Raw genomic sequence first — 17,805 nt, forward strand, 5'->3', positions numbered from 1 at the left:
GGCGCCTAGTCCGCTTCCCCGTCGCTGGTCTGCTGCTCCATCAGCGCCTCGCGCACGGCCGCATTGAAGAGCGGATGCTGGGCGGCTTCCGCCGGCGTCAGCACGGGCGACACGCAGCAATCCAGCGGCACCAGCAGCGCGGCCCATTCGTCGAGCGTCCGAGTGGCGATCACGTCGGCCATGTCCTTGATCAGCTGCACCGCGTCCGGTCCGGCGATCGCCTGGCCGAGGCTCCAGTGGCGCGTCGCCCAGTCGGGGCGGTCGAGCGCCATGCACAGCGTTTCCCAGAATTTGAGTTCGAGCGCGCCGACGGCGAGCCAGCGCCCGTCGAGCGTGCGATACAGGTTGTAGCAGGGCACGCCGCCATTGAGCAGGCTGCTGCCCGCGACGGGCGCCGTGCCGTCGTTGGCGAGCGCGACTTGCGCGACGACGTTGTTCGCGTACGTGCAATGCGCCATCGATACATCGACGAACCGCCCATCACCGCCGCGCGCCACGGCCCACAATGCCGCGAGAATCTGATTGACCGCCGACAGCGCGCCGCCGAGCAGATCCGCAATCTGGAAGTTGGGCACGATCGGAGCGCGATCGCGCGACGCCAACTGGTCGAGCACGCCCGCATAGCCGATGTAATTCAGATCATGCCCGGCCAGCTGCGCGAACGGCCCATCCGCGCCATACCCCGAGATCGCGCAGTAGACGAGCTTGGGATTGATCACGCGCAACACGTCATAGCCGAGGCCGAGCCGTTCCATCACGCCGGGCCGGAAGCTTTCGATCAGCACGTCCGCTTCGCGCGCGAGCGCCATCAGCACGGTGCGTCCGCCTTCGGACTTCAGATCGAGCCGCGTTTCGCGCTTGCCGCGATTCACCAGCCGGTAGAACGCGCCGGGCCGTCCCGCCACGCGGTCGGCGCTGCTTTGCATCATCGTGCGGGTCGCGTCGCCGGCGCCGGGCGCTTCGATCTTCAACACGTCGGCGCCCATTTCCGCGAGCCGGAGCGTCGCGACGGGACCGGGCAACAAGCGTGTCAGATCGAGCACGCGCAAGCCCTTCAGTGCGGCAGTAGACGACAATGCCCAGCCCTCCCATCGATTGCTGGCGCGGCCTCGATTCCCTGTCTGTTCCTTCGCGGCGGCGAAGGGGCCGTTAGCCGATTTGTTCGAGTTCCTCGTGCGCTTCGAGCCAGTCGGCTTCTAGCGTTTCGAGTCGTGCGCTGACATCTGCCTGACGGCGTATCGCTTCCGTCAGCTTGGTTTTTTGCTCGGCGGCGTAGCTGGCGGGATCGGCGACGAAGGTGTCGAGCGTCGTTTTTTCCGCGTTCAGCGCATCCATTTCCTTTTCGATCTTCGCGATGCGAGTCTGCAACGGCTTCTTCAGATGCGCGAGCTTCTGGCGTGTTTCCGCTTCGAGACGGCGCTGCTCCTTGCGATTGACCGAGGCATCCGCGCCGTTCGCGTCGCCGTTCGAAGCATCCGCCTTGAGCGCCGCGCGCTGTTCGGCGGCATGTTGCAGCAGCCAGTCGCGATAGTCGTCGAGATCGCCGTCGAACGGTTGCAGCTTGTGCTTCGCGACGAGCATAAACTGGTCCGTGGTGGCGCGCAGCAAATGCCGGTCGTGCGACACGAGAATCAGCGTACCTTCGAACTGCGCGAGCGCCATGGTGAGTGCGTGGCGCGTTTCGAGGTCGAGGTGATTGGTCGGCTCGTCGAGTAGCAAGAGGTTCGGCTTCTGCCAGATGATCAGCGCCAGCGCGAGACGCGCCTTTTCGCCGCCGGAGAAGGGCGCGATGGCGGCCGTCGCCATGTCGCCGGAGAAGTTGAAGCTGCCGAGGAAATCGCGCAATTCCTGTTCGCGCGTGTCCGGTGCGAGCCGCCCCAGATGCTGCAATGGGGAATCGTCGGGCCGCAGCGTTTCCAGCTGATGCTGCGCGAAGTAACCGATCTGCAGGCCCTTGCCTTCGCGCACATGACCGCCGAGCGGCGCCAGCGTTCCCGCGAGCGTTTTGATCAGCGTCGACTTGCCTTGGCCGTTCGCGCCGAGCAGGCCGATACGCTGCCCGTTCTGAATGGACAGCGCGACACGATCGACAATGGGAATCTCGCCGCCGTCCACCGCGTGATAACCGCAGCGCACGTCTTCCATCACCATCATCGGATTGGGCGCGGAATTGGGCGCGCGGAACTCGAACGTGAACGGCGACGCGATATGCGCGGGCGCGATCAGTTCCATTTTTTCGAGCGCTTTCATGCGGCTTTGCGCCTGGCGCGCCTTCGTCGCCTGCGCCTTGAAGCGGTCGACGTAGCTCTGCAGATGCTCGATGGTCTTGCGCTGCTTTTCGTAAGCGCTCTGTTGCAGCGCCAGTTGTTGCGCGCGCAGCACTTCGAACTGCGAGTAGTTGCCGCCGTACCGCTTGATCTGCTGGTTCTCGAGATGCAGCGTAACATTACAGACCGAGTCAAGAAATTCGCGGTCGTGCGAGATCACGATCAGCGTGCCCGGATAACGGTGCAGCCAGTCTTCGAGCCAGACGATTGCGTCGAGATCCAGGTGGTTGGTCGGTTCGTCGAGCAGTAGCAGATCCGAGCGGCACATCAGCGCCTGCGCGAGATTCAGGCGCATGCGCCAGCCGCCCGAGAAGCTGCCGACGCTCGCGCGCGTCTGTTCGAGCGTGAAGCCGAGGCCGAGCAGCAGCGCCTCGGCGCGCGCGGGCGCCGTGTAGCCGTCGGCATCGGCAAACGCGGCGTGCGCTTCGCCTTCGGCCGCGCCGTCGTGCGCGGCGGAGGCGGCTGCAATGCGCGCCTCGATCTTGCGCAAGGCGGCGTCGCCGTCGAGCGTGTAGTCGAGCGCGGTCTTGTCGGCGGCGGGCGTTTCCTGTGCGACGTGCGCGATCTGCCACGACGGCGGAATCGAGACATCGCCGCCGTCCGCGTGCAGTTCGCCGAGCAGCACGGAGAACAACGTGGATTTGCCCGCGCCGTTAGCGCCCACGAGACCGGCCTTCTCGCCGGGATTGAGCGTGAAGGTGGTTTGTTCGAAGAGCGGTTTCGTGCCGCGCGCGAGACTGAACTGGTTAAAACGGATCACAGCAGGGGCCGGCTCGAAGAAAAACGCTATTTTAGACTGCGCGGCGCGCGCTCAGGCATTGGCCGATCGGCCAGGTGGCGCGCGGCATCGAAACACCTACACTAACTACATTCCTGGAGGGCGAAATATGGCAGCGGACAACACTTCTATTTATTCCTTTTCGGCGAGCACGCTGGGCGGCGAACCGGTCAGTCTCGACCGCTACGACGGCAAGGTGATGCTGATCGTCAATACGGCGAGCGAGTGCGGTTTCACGCCGCAATACGCGGGTTTGCAGAAGCTGCACGAGCAGTACGCGGCGCGCGGGCTGGAGGTGCTGGGTTTTCCGTGCAATCAGTTCGGCAAGCAGGAACCCGGCGACGCGGCGCAGATCGGTGCGTTCTGTGAGAAGAACTATGGCGTCACGTTCCAGATGTTCGACAAGATCGACGTGAACGGTTCGGACGCGCATCCGCTGTTCAAGTATCTGAAGGATGAAGCGCCCGGCGTGCTCGGCATCGAAGCGATCAAATGGAACTTCACGAAGTTCCTCGTCGACCGCAGCGGCAAGGTGGTCAAGCGCTACGCGCCCACCACGAAGCCCGAAACGATCACCGACGACATCGAAGCGCTGCTGTAAGCGCGCGTCACAGGATCGGCGCGAAGAGCCGCGCGACATGCATCAACACGCGCCGCAGCGCCGGCGCGTTGCGATACTCGCTGCGGTCGATTTCGAACGATTCGGCGAAGTCGCGCAGCAGCATCTCTTCGACTTCGAGCGCGAAGCCGTGGTCCACGGTCAGCACCATGATCTCGAAGTTCAGGCGGAACGACCGGTTGTCGAGATTCGCGCTGCCCACGGCTGCCGCGACGTCGTCGATCAGCACCACCTTCTGATGCAGAAAGCCCGGCCGGTAGCGAAATATGCGCACGCCCGCGCGTATCGAGTCGTACGCGTAGAGTTTCGACGCCTCGAATACGACGCGGTGATCGCGCCGGCTCGGAATCAGGATGCGCACGTCGACGCCGCGCAGCGCCGCGAGCCGCAAGGCCGCGAACACGGCTTCGTCGGGCACGAGATAGGGCGTGGTGATCCAGACACGCTCGCGCGCCGCGTTGATCGCTTCGACGAAGAACAGCGAGCAGGTCTCCTGTTTGTCCGCCGGGCCCGTCGGCACGACGAGGCAGTGCATGCCGTCGCCAGGTCTCGCGGGCGGCGGTGAGTCGAAGTGCGGCAAGTCCTGGGTGGCCCAGTACCAGTCTTCCGTGAACACGAACTGGATGCTGGCGACGGCGGGGCCGCGCACTTCGATATGCGTATCGCGCCACGGTGACAGCGGCGGCTTACCACCCAGATACTCGACGCCGACGTTATGTCCGCCGACGAACGCGCGCTCGCCGTCCACCACGACGATCTTGCGGTGGTTGCGGAAGTTGAGCTGGAAACGGTTGACGAATTGCCGGTTCGTCGCGAACGGATGCATCTGCACGCCGCCCGCGAGCAGCGACGCGACATAGCGATGCGGCAGGTCGAAGCTGCCGATGCTGTCGTACAGCACGTACACGCGCAAACCTTGCGCGGCCTTCGCGAGCAGCGCGTCCTTGAGCATCTCGCCGAGCGCGTCGGCGCGCACGATGAAGAACTGCACGACGATGTAGCGCTGCGCGTTTTCGATCGCATCGAGAATCGCCGCGAACGTCGCTTCGCCGTTCACGAGCGTGCGCACATGGTTATCCGGCAGAAATGGCATGCCGGACAGGCGCGTGAGCGAGCGCACGAAATGATGGCCGAGCGCTTCCGTCGGACGGCCGTGCGACGAGGCTTCCGTGTCCCACTCGGGCGGATGCGCGCGGGTGCGCAGCGTCTCGTTCTCGAGGCGGCGCGCGTCCGCGTAACCGGCGAACTTGCTGCGGCCGAGGAACAGATACGGAACCAGCGTCAGATACGGCATCGCGACGAGCGACACCGCCCACGCGATCGCGCCTTGCGATGTGCGGGTGTGCAGGATGGCGTGGCAAGCCGCGATCACGCCCAGCGCGTGGGCGAGAAACACGAGCGTGCCGATGTGAAGCAGATCGAATTGCATAAGCGTGCGAGCGATGGCCTTCCGCTGCGCGTGGTTGACTTCGTGGCGGCACTTGTCGAGGCCGGGCTCGCTTACTGGCTACAGTATTTGGCTACATGACCGGGCGACAGCAGCGCGGTCGCGCTCATATTACCGAAAGCGCCCGCGTCGCGGTCAGCCCGTCGTCAAAGCGTGACGGGCATTTTTACGCAAATCGACGCTTATGCACATCGAATGCACGAGCCAAAAGCACACGACGCACGGCGCCCAGGCGGGCGGCGTGCGTCGTGGTGTGCGACGATCAGAGGCTTGCGGCCGTCAAATCCGTCAATTGCCGGGCAGATCGCTGGCCTGGATGAGGAACACGTTGTCGTCGCCGGCGCTGGTCGACATCCATACGAGGTCGAGGCCGCCGAATGCCGCTTCGACATGCGCGCGTTCGTTGCCGATCTCGACCACCAGCACGCCTTCATCGGTCAGCCAGTTGCGTGCATCGGCGATGATGCGACGCACGATATCCATGCCGTCCGCGCCGCCCGCGAGCGCCATTTCCGGCTCGTGCTTGTATTCGGCGGGCAGGACCTTCATCGATTCCGCGTTCACGTACGGCGGATTCGTGATGATCACGTCGTAGCGGCGCTCGGGCAGCGGCGCGTAAAGATCGCCTTCGAAGAGCGCCACGCGTTCGTCGAGCTGGTAGTCGTGGACATTACGTGCCGCGACTTCGAGCGCGGCGGGCGACAGGTCAACGGCGTCGATGTCGGCATTCGGGAAGGCGTGCGCCGCGAGGATCGCGAGACACCCGGAGCCCGTGCACAGTTCGAGCACCGCGCCAACCTGTTCGGGGTCCTCGACATACGGCTGCAAGCCATCCTGCAGCAACTCGCCGATGAACGAACGCGGCACGATCACGCGCTCGTCGACATGGAAGCGATAGCCGTGCATCCACGCTTCCTGCGTGATGTAGGCGGCGGGCACGCGATCCTTCGCGCGCCGCTCGACCACTTTCAGCACCGCGGCGATTTCTTCGGACGTGAGGCGTGCATCGAGAAACGGCTCGAGCAGGTCGATGGGCAGGTGCAGCGTATGCAGCACAAGATAGGCGGCTTCGTCATAAGCGTTCGACGAGCCGTGGCCGAACGCCAGGTCGGCCTGGTTGAACTGCGACACCGCGTGGCGCAGCACATCGCGAACCGTGGAAAACGGATGAGTCATGGTCTGGGCCCTCCGTCAGGCGATCAGTTGTTCGAGCACGCGTCGATAGACGTTCTTGAGCGGCTCGATATGTGCAACTTCGACATGTTCGTCGATCTTGTGGATGCTCGCATTCAACGGGCCGAATTCGATCACCTGCTTGCAGATGCGCGCGATGAAACGTCCATCGGACGTGCCACCCGTGGTGGACAGTTCCGTCGTGAGGCCCGTTTCGGCGTGGATCGCGCTTTCCAGCGCATTCGACAGTTCGCCGCGCGGCGTCAGAAAGGGCAGGCCGCTCACGGTCCACTTCAGGTCGTATTCGAGGCCGTGTTTGTCGAGAATCTGGTGCACGCGGCTTTGCAGCCCTTCCACCGTGCTCGCCGTCGAAAAGCGGAAATTGAACATCACTTCCGCGTGGCCCGGAATGATGTTGGTCGCGCCCGTGCCGCTGTGCAGGTTCGAGACCTGCCAGGTGGTAGGCGGGAAATATTCGTTGCCTGCGTCCCAGTGCTCGGCGACCAGTTCGGCGAGCGCGGGCGCGAGCAGATGCACCGGGTTCTTCGCGAGATGCGGATACGCGATATGCCCTTGCACGCCCTTGATGGTCAGCTTGCCCGACATCGAGCCGCGTCGGCCGTTCTTCACCATGTCGCCGAACTGAACGCTCGACGTCGGCTCGCCGACGACGCAATAGTCGAGACGCTCGCCGCGCGCCTGCAGCGCTTCGACGACCTTCACGGTGCCGTCCGTTGCGGGGCCTTCTTCGTCGCTCGTGATGAGCAACGCGAGCGAGCCACGATGCTGCGGATGCGCGGCGACGAACTCTTCGCTCGCCACCACGAAGCCCGCAATCGACGCTTTCATGTCGGCGGCGCCGCGTCCGTACAGCTTGCCGTCGCGATGAGTCGGCTCGAACGGCGCGGACGTCCATTGATCGAGCGGGCCTGTCGGCACGACGTCGGTATGGCCCGCGAACGCAAGCAGCTTGCCGTCCTGGCCTGCGGTGCCGCGCTTGACGGCCCATAGGTTCGTCACGCCGTTCGATTCGATCGTTTCGCATTCGAAACCAATCGAGGACAGGCGCTCGATCAGCAGACGCTGGCAGTTCTGGTCGTCTGGCGTGACGGACGCGCGGCCGATCAGGGCTTCGGTAAGGGCAAGGGTGCCGGACATCGATTCAGTTCCTTCCAACCAGCAGATGAGACGCGTGCGCAACAGCCACGCTTGAATCCAGGGTGAAAAAATGCCGGCCCGAACGGGCCGGCAACAGCTTTTACCTGCGTGCGCTGAAGCGCAGAAAGCTCAGGCGAACAGCGACGCGTAGTTGTCCGCGGAAAAGCCCAGCGTCTTCACGCGTCCGTTCACGACGATCACAGGCCGCTTGATGATCGACGGTTTGTGGATCATCAGCGCGATCGCGCCAGCGGTCGTGTCGGCTTCGGCCTTGTGCACGTCCGACAGGCCGCGCCAGGTCGTGCCGCGCTTGTTGATGAGCTGATCGAGCGGCACATCCTTGAGCCAGTCCTCGATCAGCTTGTCATTCACGCCGGCCTTCTTGAAGTCGTGAAACTCGAACTCGACGCCGTGTTCCTCGAGCCACACGCGCGCTTTTTTCACGCTGTCGCAATTCGGAATGCCGTAGACGGTCGTCTTCGCGCCGCGCGCCATCAGTCGCCTCGCAGCAGTTCGTTCAGACCGACCTTCGCGCGCGTCTTGGCGTCGACCTTCTTGACGATCACCGCGCAGTACAGGCTGTGCGAGCCGTCCTTCGACGGCAGGTTGCCCGCGACCACCACCGAGCCGGCCGGAATGCGGCCATACGTGACTTCGCCCGTTTCGCGGTCGTAGATCTTCGTGCTCTGGCCGAGGTACACGCCCATCGAAATAACCGAGTTCTCTTCGACGATCACGCCTTCCACGACTTCCGAGCGCGCACCGATGAAGCAGTTGTCTTCGATGATGACGGGGTTGGCCTGCAGCGGCTCCAGCACGCCGCCGATGCCCACGCCGCCCGACAGGTGCACGTTCTTGCCGATCTGCGCGCACGAGCCGACGGTGGCCCACGTGTCGACCATCGTGCCTTCATCGACGTACGCGCCGATGTTCGTGTAGGACGGCATCAGCACGACGTTCTTCGCGATGAACGAGCCGCGGCGCGCGATGGCGGGCGGCACGACGCGGAAGCCGCCTGCGGCGAAGTCTTCAGCCGTGTAGTTGGCGAACTTCGACGGCACCTTGTCGTAGAACTGCGAGTAACCGCCAGCCGGCATCGGGGCGTTGTCTTCGAGGCGGAACGACAGCAGCACGGCCTTCTTCAGCCACTGGTTGACGACCCAGTCGCCATCCTTCTTTTCGGCGACGCGCAGCGCGCCCTTGTCGAGTTGCTCGATGGCATGCGCGACGGCTTCGCGCACGTCGGCGGGCGCGGCCTTCGGCGACAGGTCGGCGCGGTTGTCCCAGGCGGTATCGATGATCTGCTGAAGTTGTTGCGACATGTTCGTGGTGCTCTTTCGAGAAGGTTGAAATCGGAAAGCGGGTGAGGGCGGAGCGCAGCGGCGGCGCTCCCTGCGACGTGTGAGAACTGCCGGATCTAGCTTTTCAGCGAGCGGCAGAACTCGACGATGCGCCGCGCGCCCTCCGTGCATTCGTCGACGCCCGCGACCAGCGCGAGGCGGACGAAATCGCGGCCGGGGTTCGTGTCGTGCGCGGTGCGCGCGAGATACGAGCCGGGCAGAACCGTCACATTATAGTCGGCGTACAGGCGGCGGGCGAACTCGTCGTCCGACAGGCCTGTGCGCGCGACATTCGCCCACAGGTAGAACGCGGCGTCGGGCAGCTTGACGTCGAGCACGTCGGCGAGCATCGGGGTGACGGTCGAAAACTTCTGCACGTACATCGCGCGGTTTTCGCGCACGTGCGCCTCGTCGCTCCACGCAGCAATGCTCGCAGTTTGAAAGACCGTCGACAAGGCCGCGCCGTGATATGTGCGGTATAGCAGGAACTGCTTGAGGATGGCCGCGTCGCCCGCGACGAAGCCCGAGCGCATGCCCGGCACGTTCGAGCGCTTGGACAGGCTCGACAGCATCACGAGCCGCTCGAAACCGCGGCCGAGCTTGTGCGCCGCTTCCAGACCGCCGAGCGGCGGACGCGCCTCGTCGAAATAGATCTCCGAGTAGCATTCGTCCGACGCGATCACGAAGCCGTGACGGTCCGACAGGTCGAACAGTTCGCGCCAGTCGTCGAGCGTCAGCACGGCGCCCGTCGGGTTGCCCGGCGAGCAGACGTAGAGCAGCTGCGTGCGCGCCCAGACGTCGTCGGGAATGGCGGAGTAGTCACACGCGAAGTTGCGTTTCGGGTCGCTGTTGGCGAAGTACGGCTGCGCACCCGCCAGCAGCGCCGCGCCTTCGTAGATTTGATAGAACGGGTTCGGACAGAGTACGATCGCAGGTTCGCCCTGCGCGTTTTTCTTCGGGTCGATCACCGTCTGCGCAAGCGCGAACAGCGCCTCGCGCGAGCCGGACACGGGCAGCACCTGGGTGGCAGGGTCGACGGGCGGCAGGTTGTAGCGCCGCGTGACCCATTTCGCGATCGTTTCGCGCAGCGCCGGCGTGCCAAGCGTGAGCGGATAGGCCGCGAGACCGCCGAGCGAATCGATCACGGCTTTCTTGATCAGCTCGGGCGTCGGATGTTTCGGCTCGCCGATCCCGAAGCTGATGTGCGCAAGACTGGCGGGCGGTGTGACGTCCTTGAAGAGCAGACGCAGCTTTTCGAAGGGATAAGACTGAAGGGAGTCGAGTAGCGGATTCACTTGGCGGTTCGGCGTAGGTTCGGCGTGTTGCAGGACGGATTGTCGGACTGACACAGGCTGACACAGCGAAAGCGACGCGCGGCGGACAGGATGCGCAAGGGCTCCGATGCGGCGGCATCGAAGCGGTTGCGCGGCACCGGCGACGAGCGGTCGATTATAGCGTGTCGGCGGGCCGCGGCACGGTGCATCGTCCATCTGGACAAGGCTTTGCGGCGCCGGGAACGAGATGGGCGCGCCAAATGCGATGCGCCCGGCACAAAGAAGAAAGTGGAGACACAATGCGGGCAGTCACCGGATGCAACGGTAAAGAATTCAGCGGCAACGGCTGGCAGCGAACACGCGCCGCCGTCGCTGGCAATACACAGAGCCACAACGGCAACACGCAAGGCAAGGCAGTCATGCAATACACGCTGGACATCGGCGGGAGCATCGCGCGATGAATCTCCCGCTTCGGAACACCTTGGGTAACGCATGGCCGACGCTCGCGATCATGCTGGGCGCGTCGGTATGGGGCATGGTCTGGTATCCACTGCGCATGCTCCATGCGCTCGGCGTGACGGGCACGGCCGCGAGTGCGCTGACGAGCGGCGCAGGATGCCTGTTCGTGCTGCTCGTACGGCGCAGCGCGATCAGGACGGTCCGCTGGCATTGGCTGCTGCCCGCGCTCGCGCTGTTCGCGGGCATCACCAATCTCGGCTTCGTGTGGGGCGCGATCCACGGCCAGGTGATGCGCGTGCTGCTGCTGTTCTACCTGACGCCAGCATGGACCGCGCTGTTCGCGCATTTCATCCTCCACGAGCGGCTGACGTGGGCGGGCGCGGGGCTCGCCGCGCTGTCGCTGGCGGGCGCGATGATGATGCTGTGGTCGCCGCAGCTCGGCATTCCCGTGCCCGGCAGCCTCGCCGAATGGGCGGGGCTCGCGGCGGGCATGTCCTTCGCGATGAGCAACGTGCTGATCCTCAAGACGAGCCGCGTGCTGCCCGGCATGAAGGCGGAGATGCGCACGGCGGTGATCTTCGGCGGCGCGGCGATTTTTGGTGGTTGCGCATCTTTCTTCGAATCGATGCCCGCGCCGCCGACGGGCGAGCACATCGGCATCGCCGTGTTCCTCGTGCTCGCGATCGGCTTCGTGCTGGCCACCAACAACATGCTCGTGCAATACGGACTCGCACGCGTCCCCGCCAACCGGGCGTCGATCATCATGCTGTTCGAGATCGTCATCACGGCGCTCACGGCGTGGCTGTTCGCGGGCGAAGTGCCCGGTCCGCGCGAATGGGCGGGCGGCGCGTGCATCGTGCTGGCGTCGGCGCTGTCGAGCTGGGTGCATCGGGCGAAGCCTGCGGAGAAGACGGACGCCGGCAAGGATGGAAACGCTGACGGCAACGGTAAGAATCGCCCACGCGCGATGGTATGATTGCCCCTCATCGGCCGGCGGTGCAGCGTAGGGCGTACCGCGGCGCCGGAATCGCAGCGGGCTCGCGCTCCATCGTGCCGTCAGTCGGGGTGTGAACCCGATGGCGGTTCGCAGATGAACCCGCGCGTTCCGTTTCCATAAATTATTTCTCAAACAGCGAAATCGCCGTGCGTCTGACCTCGATCAAACTCGCTGGCTTCAAGTCATTCGTCGATCCCACGCATTTCCAGGTTCCGGGCCAGCTCGTCGGCGTGGTCGGTCCCAACGGTTGCGGCAAGTCCAACATCATCGATGCCGTGCGCTGGGTGCTCGGCGAATCGCGCGCCTCGGAGCTGCGCGGCGAGTCGATGCAGGACGTGATCTTCAACGGCTCGACAGCGCGCAAGCCGGGTAGCCGCGCCAGCGTCGAACTCGTGTTCGACAACGCCGACGGCCGTGCCGCCGGCCAGTGGGGCCAGTATGCCGAAATCGCCGTCAAGCGCGTGCTGACGCGCGACGGCACGTCGAGCTACTACATCAATAATCTCCCGGCACGCCGCCGCGACATTCAGGACATCTTCCTCGGCACGGGCCTCGGCCCGCGTGCGTACGCGATCATCGGACAGGGCATGATCGCGCGGATCATCGAGGCGAAGCCCGAAGAACTGCGCGTGTTCCTCGAAGAAGCCGCGGGCGTGTCGAAGTACAAGGAACGCCGCCGCGAAACCGAGAACCGTCTGCACGACACGCGCGAAAATCTGACGCGCGTCGAGGATATCGTCCGCGAACTGACGGCGAATCTGGAAAAGCTCGAAGCGCAGGCGGTCGTCGCGACGAAGTACAAGCAGTTGCAGGCCGAAGGCGAAGAGAAGCAGCGCCTGTTGTGGCTGCTGCGCAAGAACGAAGCGGGCACCGAGCAGGACAAGCAGAAGCGCGCAATCGAACAGGCGCAGATCGACCTCGAAGCGCACACGGCGAAGCTGCGCGAAGTCGAAGCGCAGTTGGAAACGCTGCGCGTCGCGCATTATTCGGCTAGCGACGCGATGCAGGGCGCACAAGGCGCGCTGTACGAAGCGAACGCGGAAGTGAGCCGTCTCGAAGCGGAAATCAAGTTCATCGTCGAGTCGCGCAACCGCGTGCAGGCGCAGATCGCCGCGCTGACGGCGCAGCGCGAGCAGTGGCTCGCGCAGGCGCAAAAGGCCCAGGACGATCTCGAAGACGCCGAAATCCAGCTCGGAGAAGGCGAAGAAAAGGCGGTGATCGCCGAAGAGACGGCGGCCGCGAAGCACGACGCGATGCCCGCGCTCGAAGCGCGCTGGCGCGATGCGCAGTCGCAACTGAACGAGGAGCGCGCCGGCATCGCACAGACCGAGCAGGCGCTCAAGCTCGAAGCCGCGCACCAGCGCAACGCCGACCAGCAGTTGCAGCAGTTGCAGCAGCGCCAGGAACGTCTGAAGACGGAAGCGGGCGGGCTGGACGCGCCCGACGAGGCGCAGCTCGAAGAACTGCGCATGCAGCTTGCCGAGCACGAAGAGATTCTGAGCGAAGCGCAAGCGCGTCTTGCCGATGCACAGGACACGCTGCCGCGTCTGGACGGCGAGCGCCGCGCCGCGCAAGATCGCGTGCAGGCGGAAAGCGCGCAGATCCATCAGCTCGAAGCACGTCTGGCCGCGCTGCGCCAGTTGCAGGAAAACGTACAGACGGAAGGCAAGGTTCAGCCGTGGCTCGACAAGCACGAGTTGGGCGCGCTGCCGCGTCTGTGGAAGAAGCTGCATGTCGAAGCCGGTTGGGAAACCGCGCTCGAATCCGTGCTGCGCGAGCGTCTTGCCGCGGTCGAAGTGTCGAACCTCGACTGGGTGAAACACTTCGTCAGCGACGCGCCACCCGCCAAGCTCGCGTTCTACGCGCCGCCCGCAGCCGGTCAGCCGGCCGCTGCGCCGCCGTCGCTGCGGCCGTTGCTGTCGCTGGTGCGCATCGACGACGCGGGTATTCGCGCGGTGCTCAACGACTGGCTCGGCAACGCGTTCATCGCCGACGATCTGCCTCAGGCGCTGTCGATGCGCGCGCAACTGCCCGAAGGCGGCGCGTTCGTCGTGAAGGCGGGGCACGTGGTCACGCGCGTCGGCGTGCAACTGTACGCGGCCGATTCCGAGCAGGCGGGCATGCTCGCGCGTCAGCAGGAAATCGAAAACCTGACGCGCCAGGTGCGCGCGCAGGCGCTGCTCGCCGAAGAGGCGAAGGCGGCCGCGATTCGCGCGGAAGCCGCGCATACGCAGGCATCGAATGCATTGACGGAAGTGCGCCAACAGGCCGAGCGCGCGACCCAGCGCGTGCACGCGCTGCAGATGGACGTGCTCAAGCTCACGCAGGCGCACGAACGCTACACGCAGCGCAGTACGCAGATCAGCGAGGAACTCGAAGAGATCACCGCGCAGATCGACGAGCAACGCGCGTTGCGTGCGGAATCGGAAGCGAACTTCGAGCGCCACGACGGCGAACTCGCCGAATTGCAGGCGCGTTTCGAAGACAACCAGCTAGCGTTCGAGTCGCTCGATGAAGAACTCGGCAACGCGCGCAACGAAGCGCGCGAGCTCGACCGCGCCGCCACCGATGCACGCTTTGCCGCGCGCAACTCGGCGAACCGTATCGACGAGCTGAAGCGCAGTATTCAGGTCGCGCACGAGCAGAGCGAGCGCGTCGCCGGTTCGCTCGAAGACGCGCGCGCCGAACTCGAAACGATCAACGAGCAGACGGCGCACACGGGTTTGCACGACGCGCTCGAAATCCGCCGCGCGAAGGAAGAGTCGCTGCACGCCGCGCGTCTGGAACTCGACGATCTGACCGCGAAGCTGCGTGCTTCGGACGAACTGCGGCTGACCACGGAACGCTCGTTGCAGCCGCTGCGCGACCGCATCACCGAATTGCAGTTGAAGGAACAGGCCGCGCGCCTGAACGCCGAGCAGTTCATCGAGCAGCTGACGGCGGCGGGTGTCGACGAAGCCGACCTGCAGGCGAAGCTCACGCCGGACATGAAGCCGTCGTATCTGCAGGGCGAAGTGACGCGCATCAACAACGCGATCACCGCGCTCGGCCCCGTCAACATGGCCGCGCTCGACGAACTGAAGGCGGCGTCGGAACGCAAGACTTTCCTCGACGCGCAATCGGCCGACCTGAACAACGCAATCGAAACGCTCGAAGATGCGATCCGAAAGATTGACCAGGAAACGCGCACTCTGCTGCAAGGCACCTTCGACCAGGTGAACCATCACTTCGGCGAACTGTTCCCGCGTCTCTTTGGCGGCGGCCAGGCGAAACTCATCATGACGGGCGACGAGATTCTCGACGCCGGCGTGCAGGTGATGGCGCAGCCGCCGGGCAAGAAGAACTCGACGATTCACCTGCTGTCGGGCGGTGAAAAGGCGCTGACGGCGACGGCGCTCGTGTTCGCAATGTTCCAGCTGAATCCGGCGCCGTTCTGTCTGCTCGACGAAGTGGACGCGCCGCTCGACGACGCGAACACCGAACGCTTCGCGAACCTCGTGCGCGCGATGTCGGAGAAGACGCAGTTCCTGTTCATTTCCCACAACAAGATCGCGATGGAAATGGCGCAGCAACTGATCGGGGTGACGATGCAGGAGCAGGGCGTCTCGCGGATCGTGGCCGTCGACATGGAAACGGCTGCGGGATTTGTCCAGAATATCGTTTAAACGTCCACCCGCGTGTGGCTTTGGCTGTGCGTGGGTGTTGCTGAAACAGAATTGAATTCGCTGCGCGCCTGCGCCCGCAGCGGCGGCGTGTGCCACCTTCGGTGCCACGTGTCAGCCGCGCGAACCCGGCGCTGCGCGCAACAACGAAAAGAATTGCAGATGGAGCGTGCATGGACGAGTTGACACTCGGATTGATTGGCGCGGGCGCCGTGGTGGTCGGGGGAGTGGTGGTCTACAACGCGTGGCAGGGCGCGAAGGTGCGCCGCAAGATGCCGCGGCCGATGCCCGCCGATGCGGCGGACCCGCTCGTCCGGGACGACCAGATGGAGCAAAGCCCGTTCATCGAGCCGGCGCGCCCGACGACGCGCCGCGAATCCACTGCGGGCGACCCGGCGGAAGCCGCGCGCGTCGAGCCGACTTTCGGCGGCGTCGCGCCGCTCGATACCCCTGCGGACATCCAGGCTGAGAACACGTCGCCGAACGGTTTCCCCGAAGACGAAGAGGCCGCGCAGCCGGGTGCCGAGGTGCATGCCGACGACGAGCGCAACGAGCCCATTCTGCCTGCCGCCACGACGATTTCGTCGGCACCGCCAGCCATTGTCGATCGCCGTATCGACTGCATTGTGCCGATCAGGCTTTCGTCGCCCGTGACGGGCGACAAGGTGCTGCCGCTCGCGCAGCGTCTGCGCCGCGCGGGCAGCAAGCCGGTGCATATCGAAGGCAAGCCGGAAGGCGGCGCGTGGGAACTGCTGCAAAACGGCGTGCGCTACGAAGACCTGCGCGCGGCCGCGCAGCTTGCGAACCGCAGCGGCCCGCTCAATGAACTGGAGTTCTCCGAGTTCGTCACGGGTGTCCAGCAATTCGCCGACGCGCTCGATGCGTCGCCCGAATTTCCGGACATGATGGAAACGGTGTCGATGGCGCGCGAACTTGATGGCTTTGCGGCGCAGTGCGACGCACAACTGTCGATCAACGTGCTGTCCGACGGCGCGCCGTGGTCGGCCAACTACGTGCAGGCCGTCGCGTCGCAGGACGGACTGCTGCTGTCGCGCGACGGCACGCGCTTCGTCAAGCTCGACGCGAAGCAAAGCCCCGTGTTCATGCTGCAGTTCGGCGACACCAACTTCCTGCGCGACGATCTCACGTACAAGGGCGGCCAGATGATCACGCTTGTGCTCGACGTGCCCGTCGCGGACGAAGACATCCTGCCGTTCCGCCTGATGTGCGATTACGCGAAGTCGCTGGCCGAGCGCATCGGCGGGCGCGTGGTCGACGATGGCCGCCGGCCGCTGCCGGAAAGCGCGCTGCTCGCGATCGAGCAGCAGTTGATGACGCTTTACGCGAAGCTCGAGCAGGCGGGAATCCCCGCCGGCTCGCCGGCGACGCGGCGACTGTTCAGCCAGTAAGCCTACGACACCCGTTACGCGACGAAGCTTCGTCGTAATCGGATAAACCGCCTGAGGCACACCGTTGCTTCAGGCGGTTTTTATTTTGGCTTGCCGATTCGCGTCGTTGCCTTGCCGAGTGCACACTGCGGACGGCTTCATCCCACGTCGTCCTGCCACGGTTGGCCGCTGATCCACGCCTTGATCGCGGCAACCACAGCCTCGTCCCTTCCATAGAACCCGTGATGCGACATCGCCTCGCAGGGTTTGCCGCGCACGTCGCCGCCATGCACGGTGATCAGCGCGTACTGGCCGCTCTCCGCGATGCGTCGTAGCGCTTCGTACGAGCAGAGGAAGCAGCCGTCGTCGGCGTGCTGCACGAATAGCTGGCGCGGGTGTATCGCGCCGTAATCGAAACCGATCAACGGCGTGGCCTGGCCGCGCGCGGGACTGCTGAGCGTCGACGTATGTACGACGGCGTCCCAGACGTCGGGCAACGCGCGGCCCACATACGCCGTCGAGATCGTGCCGCGGCTAGTGCCGATCAGCACCGGCTTCGCTTTTGGGAAGCGGCTGCGCAGACTGGCTGCGACCTGGGCGAGATCCTGCGCGGAGCGCGGCGATGCGCGGAACGCGTCGGAGTAGCCGCCGGGCTGATCGGACGGGGCATCGACGATTGCCGTTGCGAACTGCGCGTCCACGAATAGCTGTCGTGCGCGAATCAGGAAGTTGTTCTTCTCGCGCATGCGGATCGTGCCGTCGGGCTGTTGCGACAGTTCGAGATCGCCTGCGCTGCCTGGAAACATCACGAGCACCCAACGCGGCTCGCTGCCGTCCTGCTGCGTGAGCAGATAGGAGATCGACGCGCCCTCCGCGAGCGGCACGCTGACCACCTGCTCGCTTGCCATTGCGCCTCGCGCGCTGAACAGGGCGAGTGCTCCCAGAAGCACGAGCAGGCAACGGACGAAACGGATGACGATGGCAGACATGGCGATAGGTTCTCCCAGTCGATGCGTGCCGATATGGATGGAGGCACGCGATGGACGGCAGGCGACAAGGTCCCATTGCGAGCCGCGCGCTGTCAATGGTTTGCGCGCGAACGGGCCGATCGGCCAGGACTTGTACGAATACCTTCGTGCTGGGTTTGCGCGCGCACGAAACTGGCCATCCGGCCGATGCGACA

14 protein-coding genes are annotated in these 17,805 nt (G+C 64.9%); 5 read left to right on the forward strand and 9 right to left on the reverse strand.

Annotation, left to right across the window (positions count from 1 at the left end; translation table 11 throughout):
• Positions 1 to 5: 5 nt before the first annotated feature.
• Positions 6 to 1,058, reverse strand: a complete 1,053-nt coding sequence (locus H1204_RS07215; RefSeq protein ID WP_180730890.1) for a CaiB/BaiF CoA-transferase family protein — start codon at positions 1,056 to 1,058, stop codon at positions 6 to 8.
• A gap of 91 nt (positions 1,059 to 1,149) precedes the next feature.
• On the reverse strand, positions 1,150 to 3,087 hold the full coding sequence (locus H1204_RS07220) for an ATP-binding cassette domain-containing protein (RefSeq protein ID WP_180730560.1): 1,938 nt from the start codon (positions 3,085 to 3,087) through the stop codon (positions 1,150 to 1,152).
• A gap of 127 nt (positions 3,088 to 3,214) precedes the next feature.
• On the opposite strand from H1204_RS07220, the gene H1204_RS07225 reads away from it, so the two are divergent.
• The gene (locus H1204_RS07225; RefSeq protein ID WP_007580549.1) at positions 3,215 to 3,706 is read left to right on the forward strand and encodes a glutathione peroxidase; all 492 of its coding nucleotides are present in this window, start codon (positions 3,215 to 3,217) and stop codon (positions 3,704 to 3,706) included.
• Between the two features lie 7 nt (positions 3,707 to 3,713).
• On the opposite strand, the gene cls is transcribed toward H1204_RS07225, so the two are convergent.
• The 6 genes from cls to dapC form a co-directional block, all read right to left on the reverse strand.
• A complete protein-coding gene (cls, locus tag H1204_RS07230) occupies positions 3,714 to 5,153 on the reverse strand; it encodes a cardiolipin synthase (protein ID WP_180730561.1) in 1,440 nt (479 codons plus the stop codon).
• A 306-nt stretch (positions 5,154 to 5,459) separates the two neighbouring features.
• Entirely contained in the window at positions 5,460 to 6,347 is an 888-nt protein-coding gene (prmB, locus tag H1204_RS07235; RefSeq protein ID WP_180730562.1) for a 50S ribosomal protein L3 N(5)-glutamine methyltransferase, read from the reverse strand.
• Positions 6,348 to 6,362: 15 nt separating this feature from the next.
• Entirely contained in the window at positions 6,363 to 7,502 is a 1,140-nt protein-coding gene (gene dapE, locus H1204_RS07240) for a succinyl-diaminopimelate desuccinylase (protein WP_180730563.1), read from the reverse strand.
• A 129-nt stretch (positions 7,503 to 7,631) separates the two neighbouring features.
• Positions 7,632 to 7,997: an ArsC family reductase gene (locus H1204_RS07245; RefSeq protein ID WP_180730564.1), complete on the reverse strand. Its 366-nt coding sequence runs from the start codon at positions 7,995 to 7,997 to the stop codon at positions 7,632 to 7,634.
• A complete protein-coding gene (gene dapD, locus H1204_RS07250) occupies positions 7,997 to 8,824 on the reverse strand; it encodes a 2,3,4,5-tetrahydropyridine-2,6-dicarboxylate N-succinyltransferase (RefSeq protein WP_131242114.1) in 828 nt (275 codons plus the stop codon). Before dapD ends, H1204_RS07245 begins: the two co-directional genes overlap by 1 nt.
• Positions 8,825 to 8,919: 95 nt before the next feature.
• The gene (gene dapC, locus H1204_RS07255) at positions 8,920 to 10,137 is read right to left on the reverse strand and encodes a succinyldiaminopimelate transaminase (protein ID WP_180730565.1); all 1,218 of its coding nucleotides are present in this window, start codon (positions 10,135 to 10,137) and stop codon (positions 8,920 to 8,922) included.
• A gap of 278 nt (positions 10,138 to 10,415) precedes the next feature.
• On the opposite strand from dapC, the gene H1204_RS07260 reads away from it, so the two are divergent.
• From H1204_RS07260 to H1204_RS07275, 4 genes are all read left to right on the forward strand, one after another.
• Positions 10,416 to 10,577, forward strand: a complete 162-nt coding sequence (locus H1204_RS07260) for a hypothetical protein (RefSeq protein WP_180730566.1) — start codon at positions 10,416 to 10,418, stop codon at positions 10,575 to 10,577.
• Positions 10,574 to 11,551 (forward strand): DMT family transporter, encoded by a 978-nt coding sequence (locus H1204_RS07265; RefSeq protein ID WP_180730567.1) that lies wholly within the window; start codon positions 10,574 to 10,576, stop codon positions 11,549 to 11,551. Before H1204_RS07260 ends, H1204_RS07265 begins: the two co-directional genes overlap by 4 nt.
• Positions 11,552 to 11,718: 167 nt before the next feature.
• Positions 11,719 to 15,237, forward strand: coding sequence for a chromosome segregation protein SMC (smc, locus tag H1204_RS07270; RefSeq protein WP_180730568.1), 3,519 nt, complete (start codon positions 11,719 to 11,721; stop codon positions 15,235 to 15,237).
• 170 nt (positions 15,238 to 15,407) lie between these two features.
• Entirely contained in the window at positions 15,408 to 16,643 is a 1,236-nt protein-coding gene (locus tag H1204_RS07275; RefSeq protein WP_180730569.1) for a cell division protein ZipA C-terminal FtsZ-binding domain-containing protein, read from the forward strand.
• Between the two features lie 137 nt (positions 16,644 to 16,780).
• On the opposite strand, the gene H1204_RS07280 is transcribed toward H1204_RS07275, so the two are convergent.
• The gene (locus H1204_RS07280; protein WP_180730570.1) at positions 16,781 to 17,611 is read right to left on the reverse strand and encodes a hypothetical protein; all 831 of its coding nucleotides are present in this window, start codon (positions 17,609 to 17,611) and stop codon (positions 16,781 to 16,783) included.
• Positions 17,612 to 17,805: the final 194 nt, after the last annotated feature.

Source organism: Paraburkholderia sp. PGU19 (assembly GCF_013426915.1).
In the GTDB taxonomy this organism is placed as follows: domain Bacteria; phylum Pseudomonadota; class Gammaproteobacteria; order Burkholderiales; family Burkholderiaceae; genus Paraburkholderia.

What these genes read in the sequence shown, in the direction of transcription:
- H1204_RS07225 (WP_007580549.1), top strand. Translation starts at nt 3,215, where the DNA reads ATGGCAGCGGACAACACTTCTATTTATTCCTTTTCGGCGAGCACGCTG.
- cls (WP_180730561.1), bottom strand. Translation starts at nt 5,153, where the DNA reads ATGCAATTCGATCTGCTTCACATCGGCACGCTCGTGTTTCTCGCCCAC.
- prmB (WP_180730562.1), bottom strand. Translation starts at nt 6,347, where the DNA reads ATGACTCATCCGTTTTCCACGGTTCGCGATGTGCTGCGCCACGCGGTG.
- dapE (WP_180730563.1), bottom strand. Translation starts at nt 7,502, where the DNA reads ATGTCCGGCACCCTTGCCCTTACCGAAGCCCTGATCGGCCGCGCGTCC.
- H1204_RS07245 (WP_180730564.1), bottom strand. Translation starts at nt 7,997, where the DNA reads ATGGCGCGCGGCGCGAAGACGACCGTCTACGGCATTCCGAATTGCGAC.
- dapD (WP_131242114.1), bottom strand. Translation starts at nt 8,824, where the DNA reads ATGTCGCAACAACTTCAGCAGATCATCGATACCGCCTGGGACAACCGC.
- H1204_RS07260 (WP_180730566.1), top strand. Translation starts at nt 10,416, where the DNA reads ATGCGGGCAGTCACCGGATGCAACGGTAAAGAATTCAGCGGCAACGGC.
- H1204_RS07265 (WP_180730567.1), top strand. Translation starts at nt 10,574, where the DNA reads ATGAATCTCCCGCTTCGGAACACCTTGGGTAACGCATGGCCGACGCTC.
- H1204_RS07275 (WP_180730569.1), top strand. Translation starts at nt 15,408, where the DNA reads ATGGACGAGTTGACACTCGGATTGATTGGCGCGGGCGCCGTGGTGGTC.
- H1204_RS07280 (WP_180730570.1), bottom strand. Translation starts at nt 17,611, where the DNA reads ATGTCTGCCATCGTCATCCGTTTCGTCCGTTGCCTGCTCGTGCTTCTG.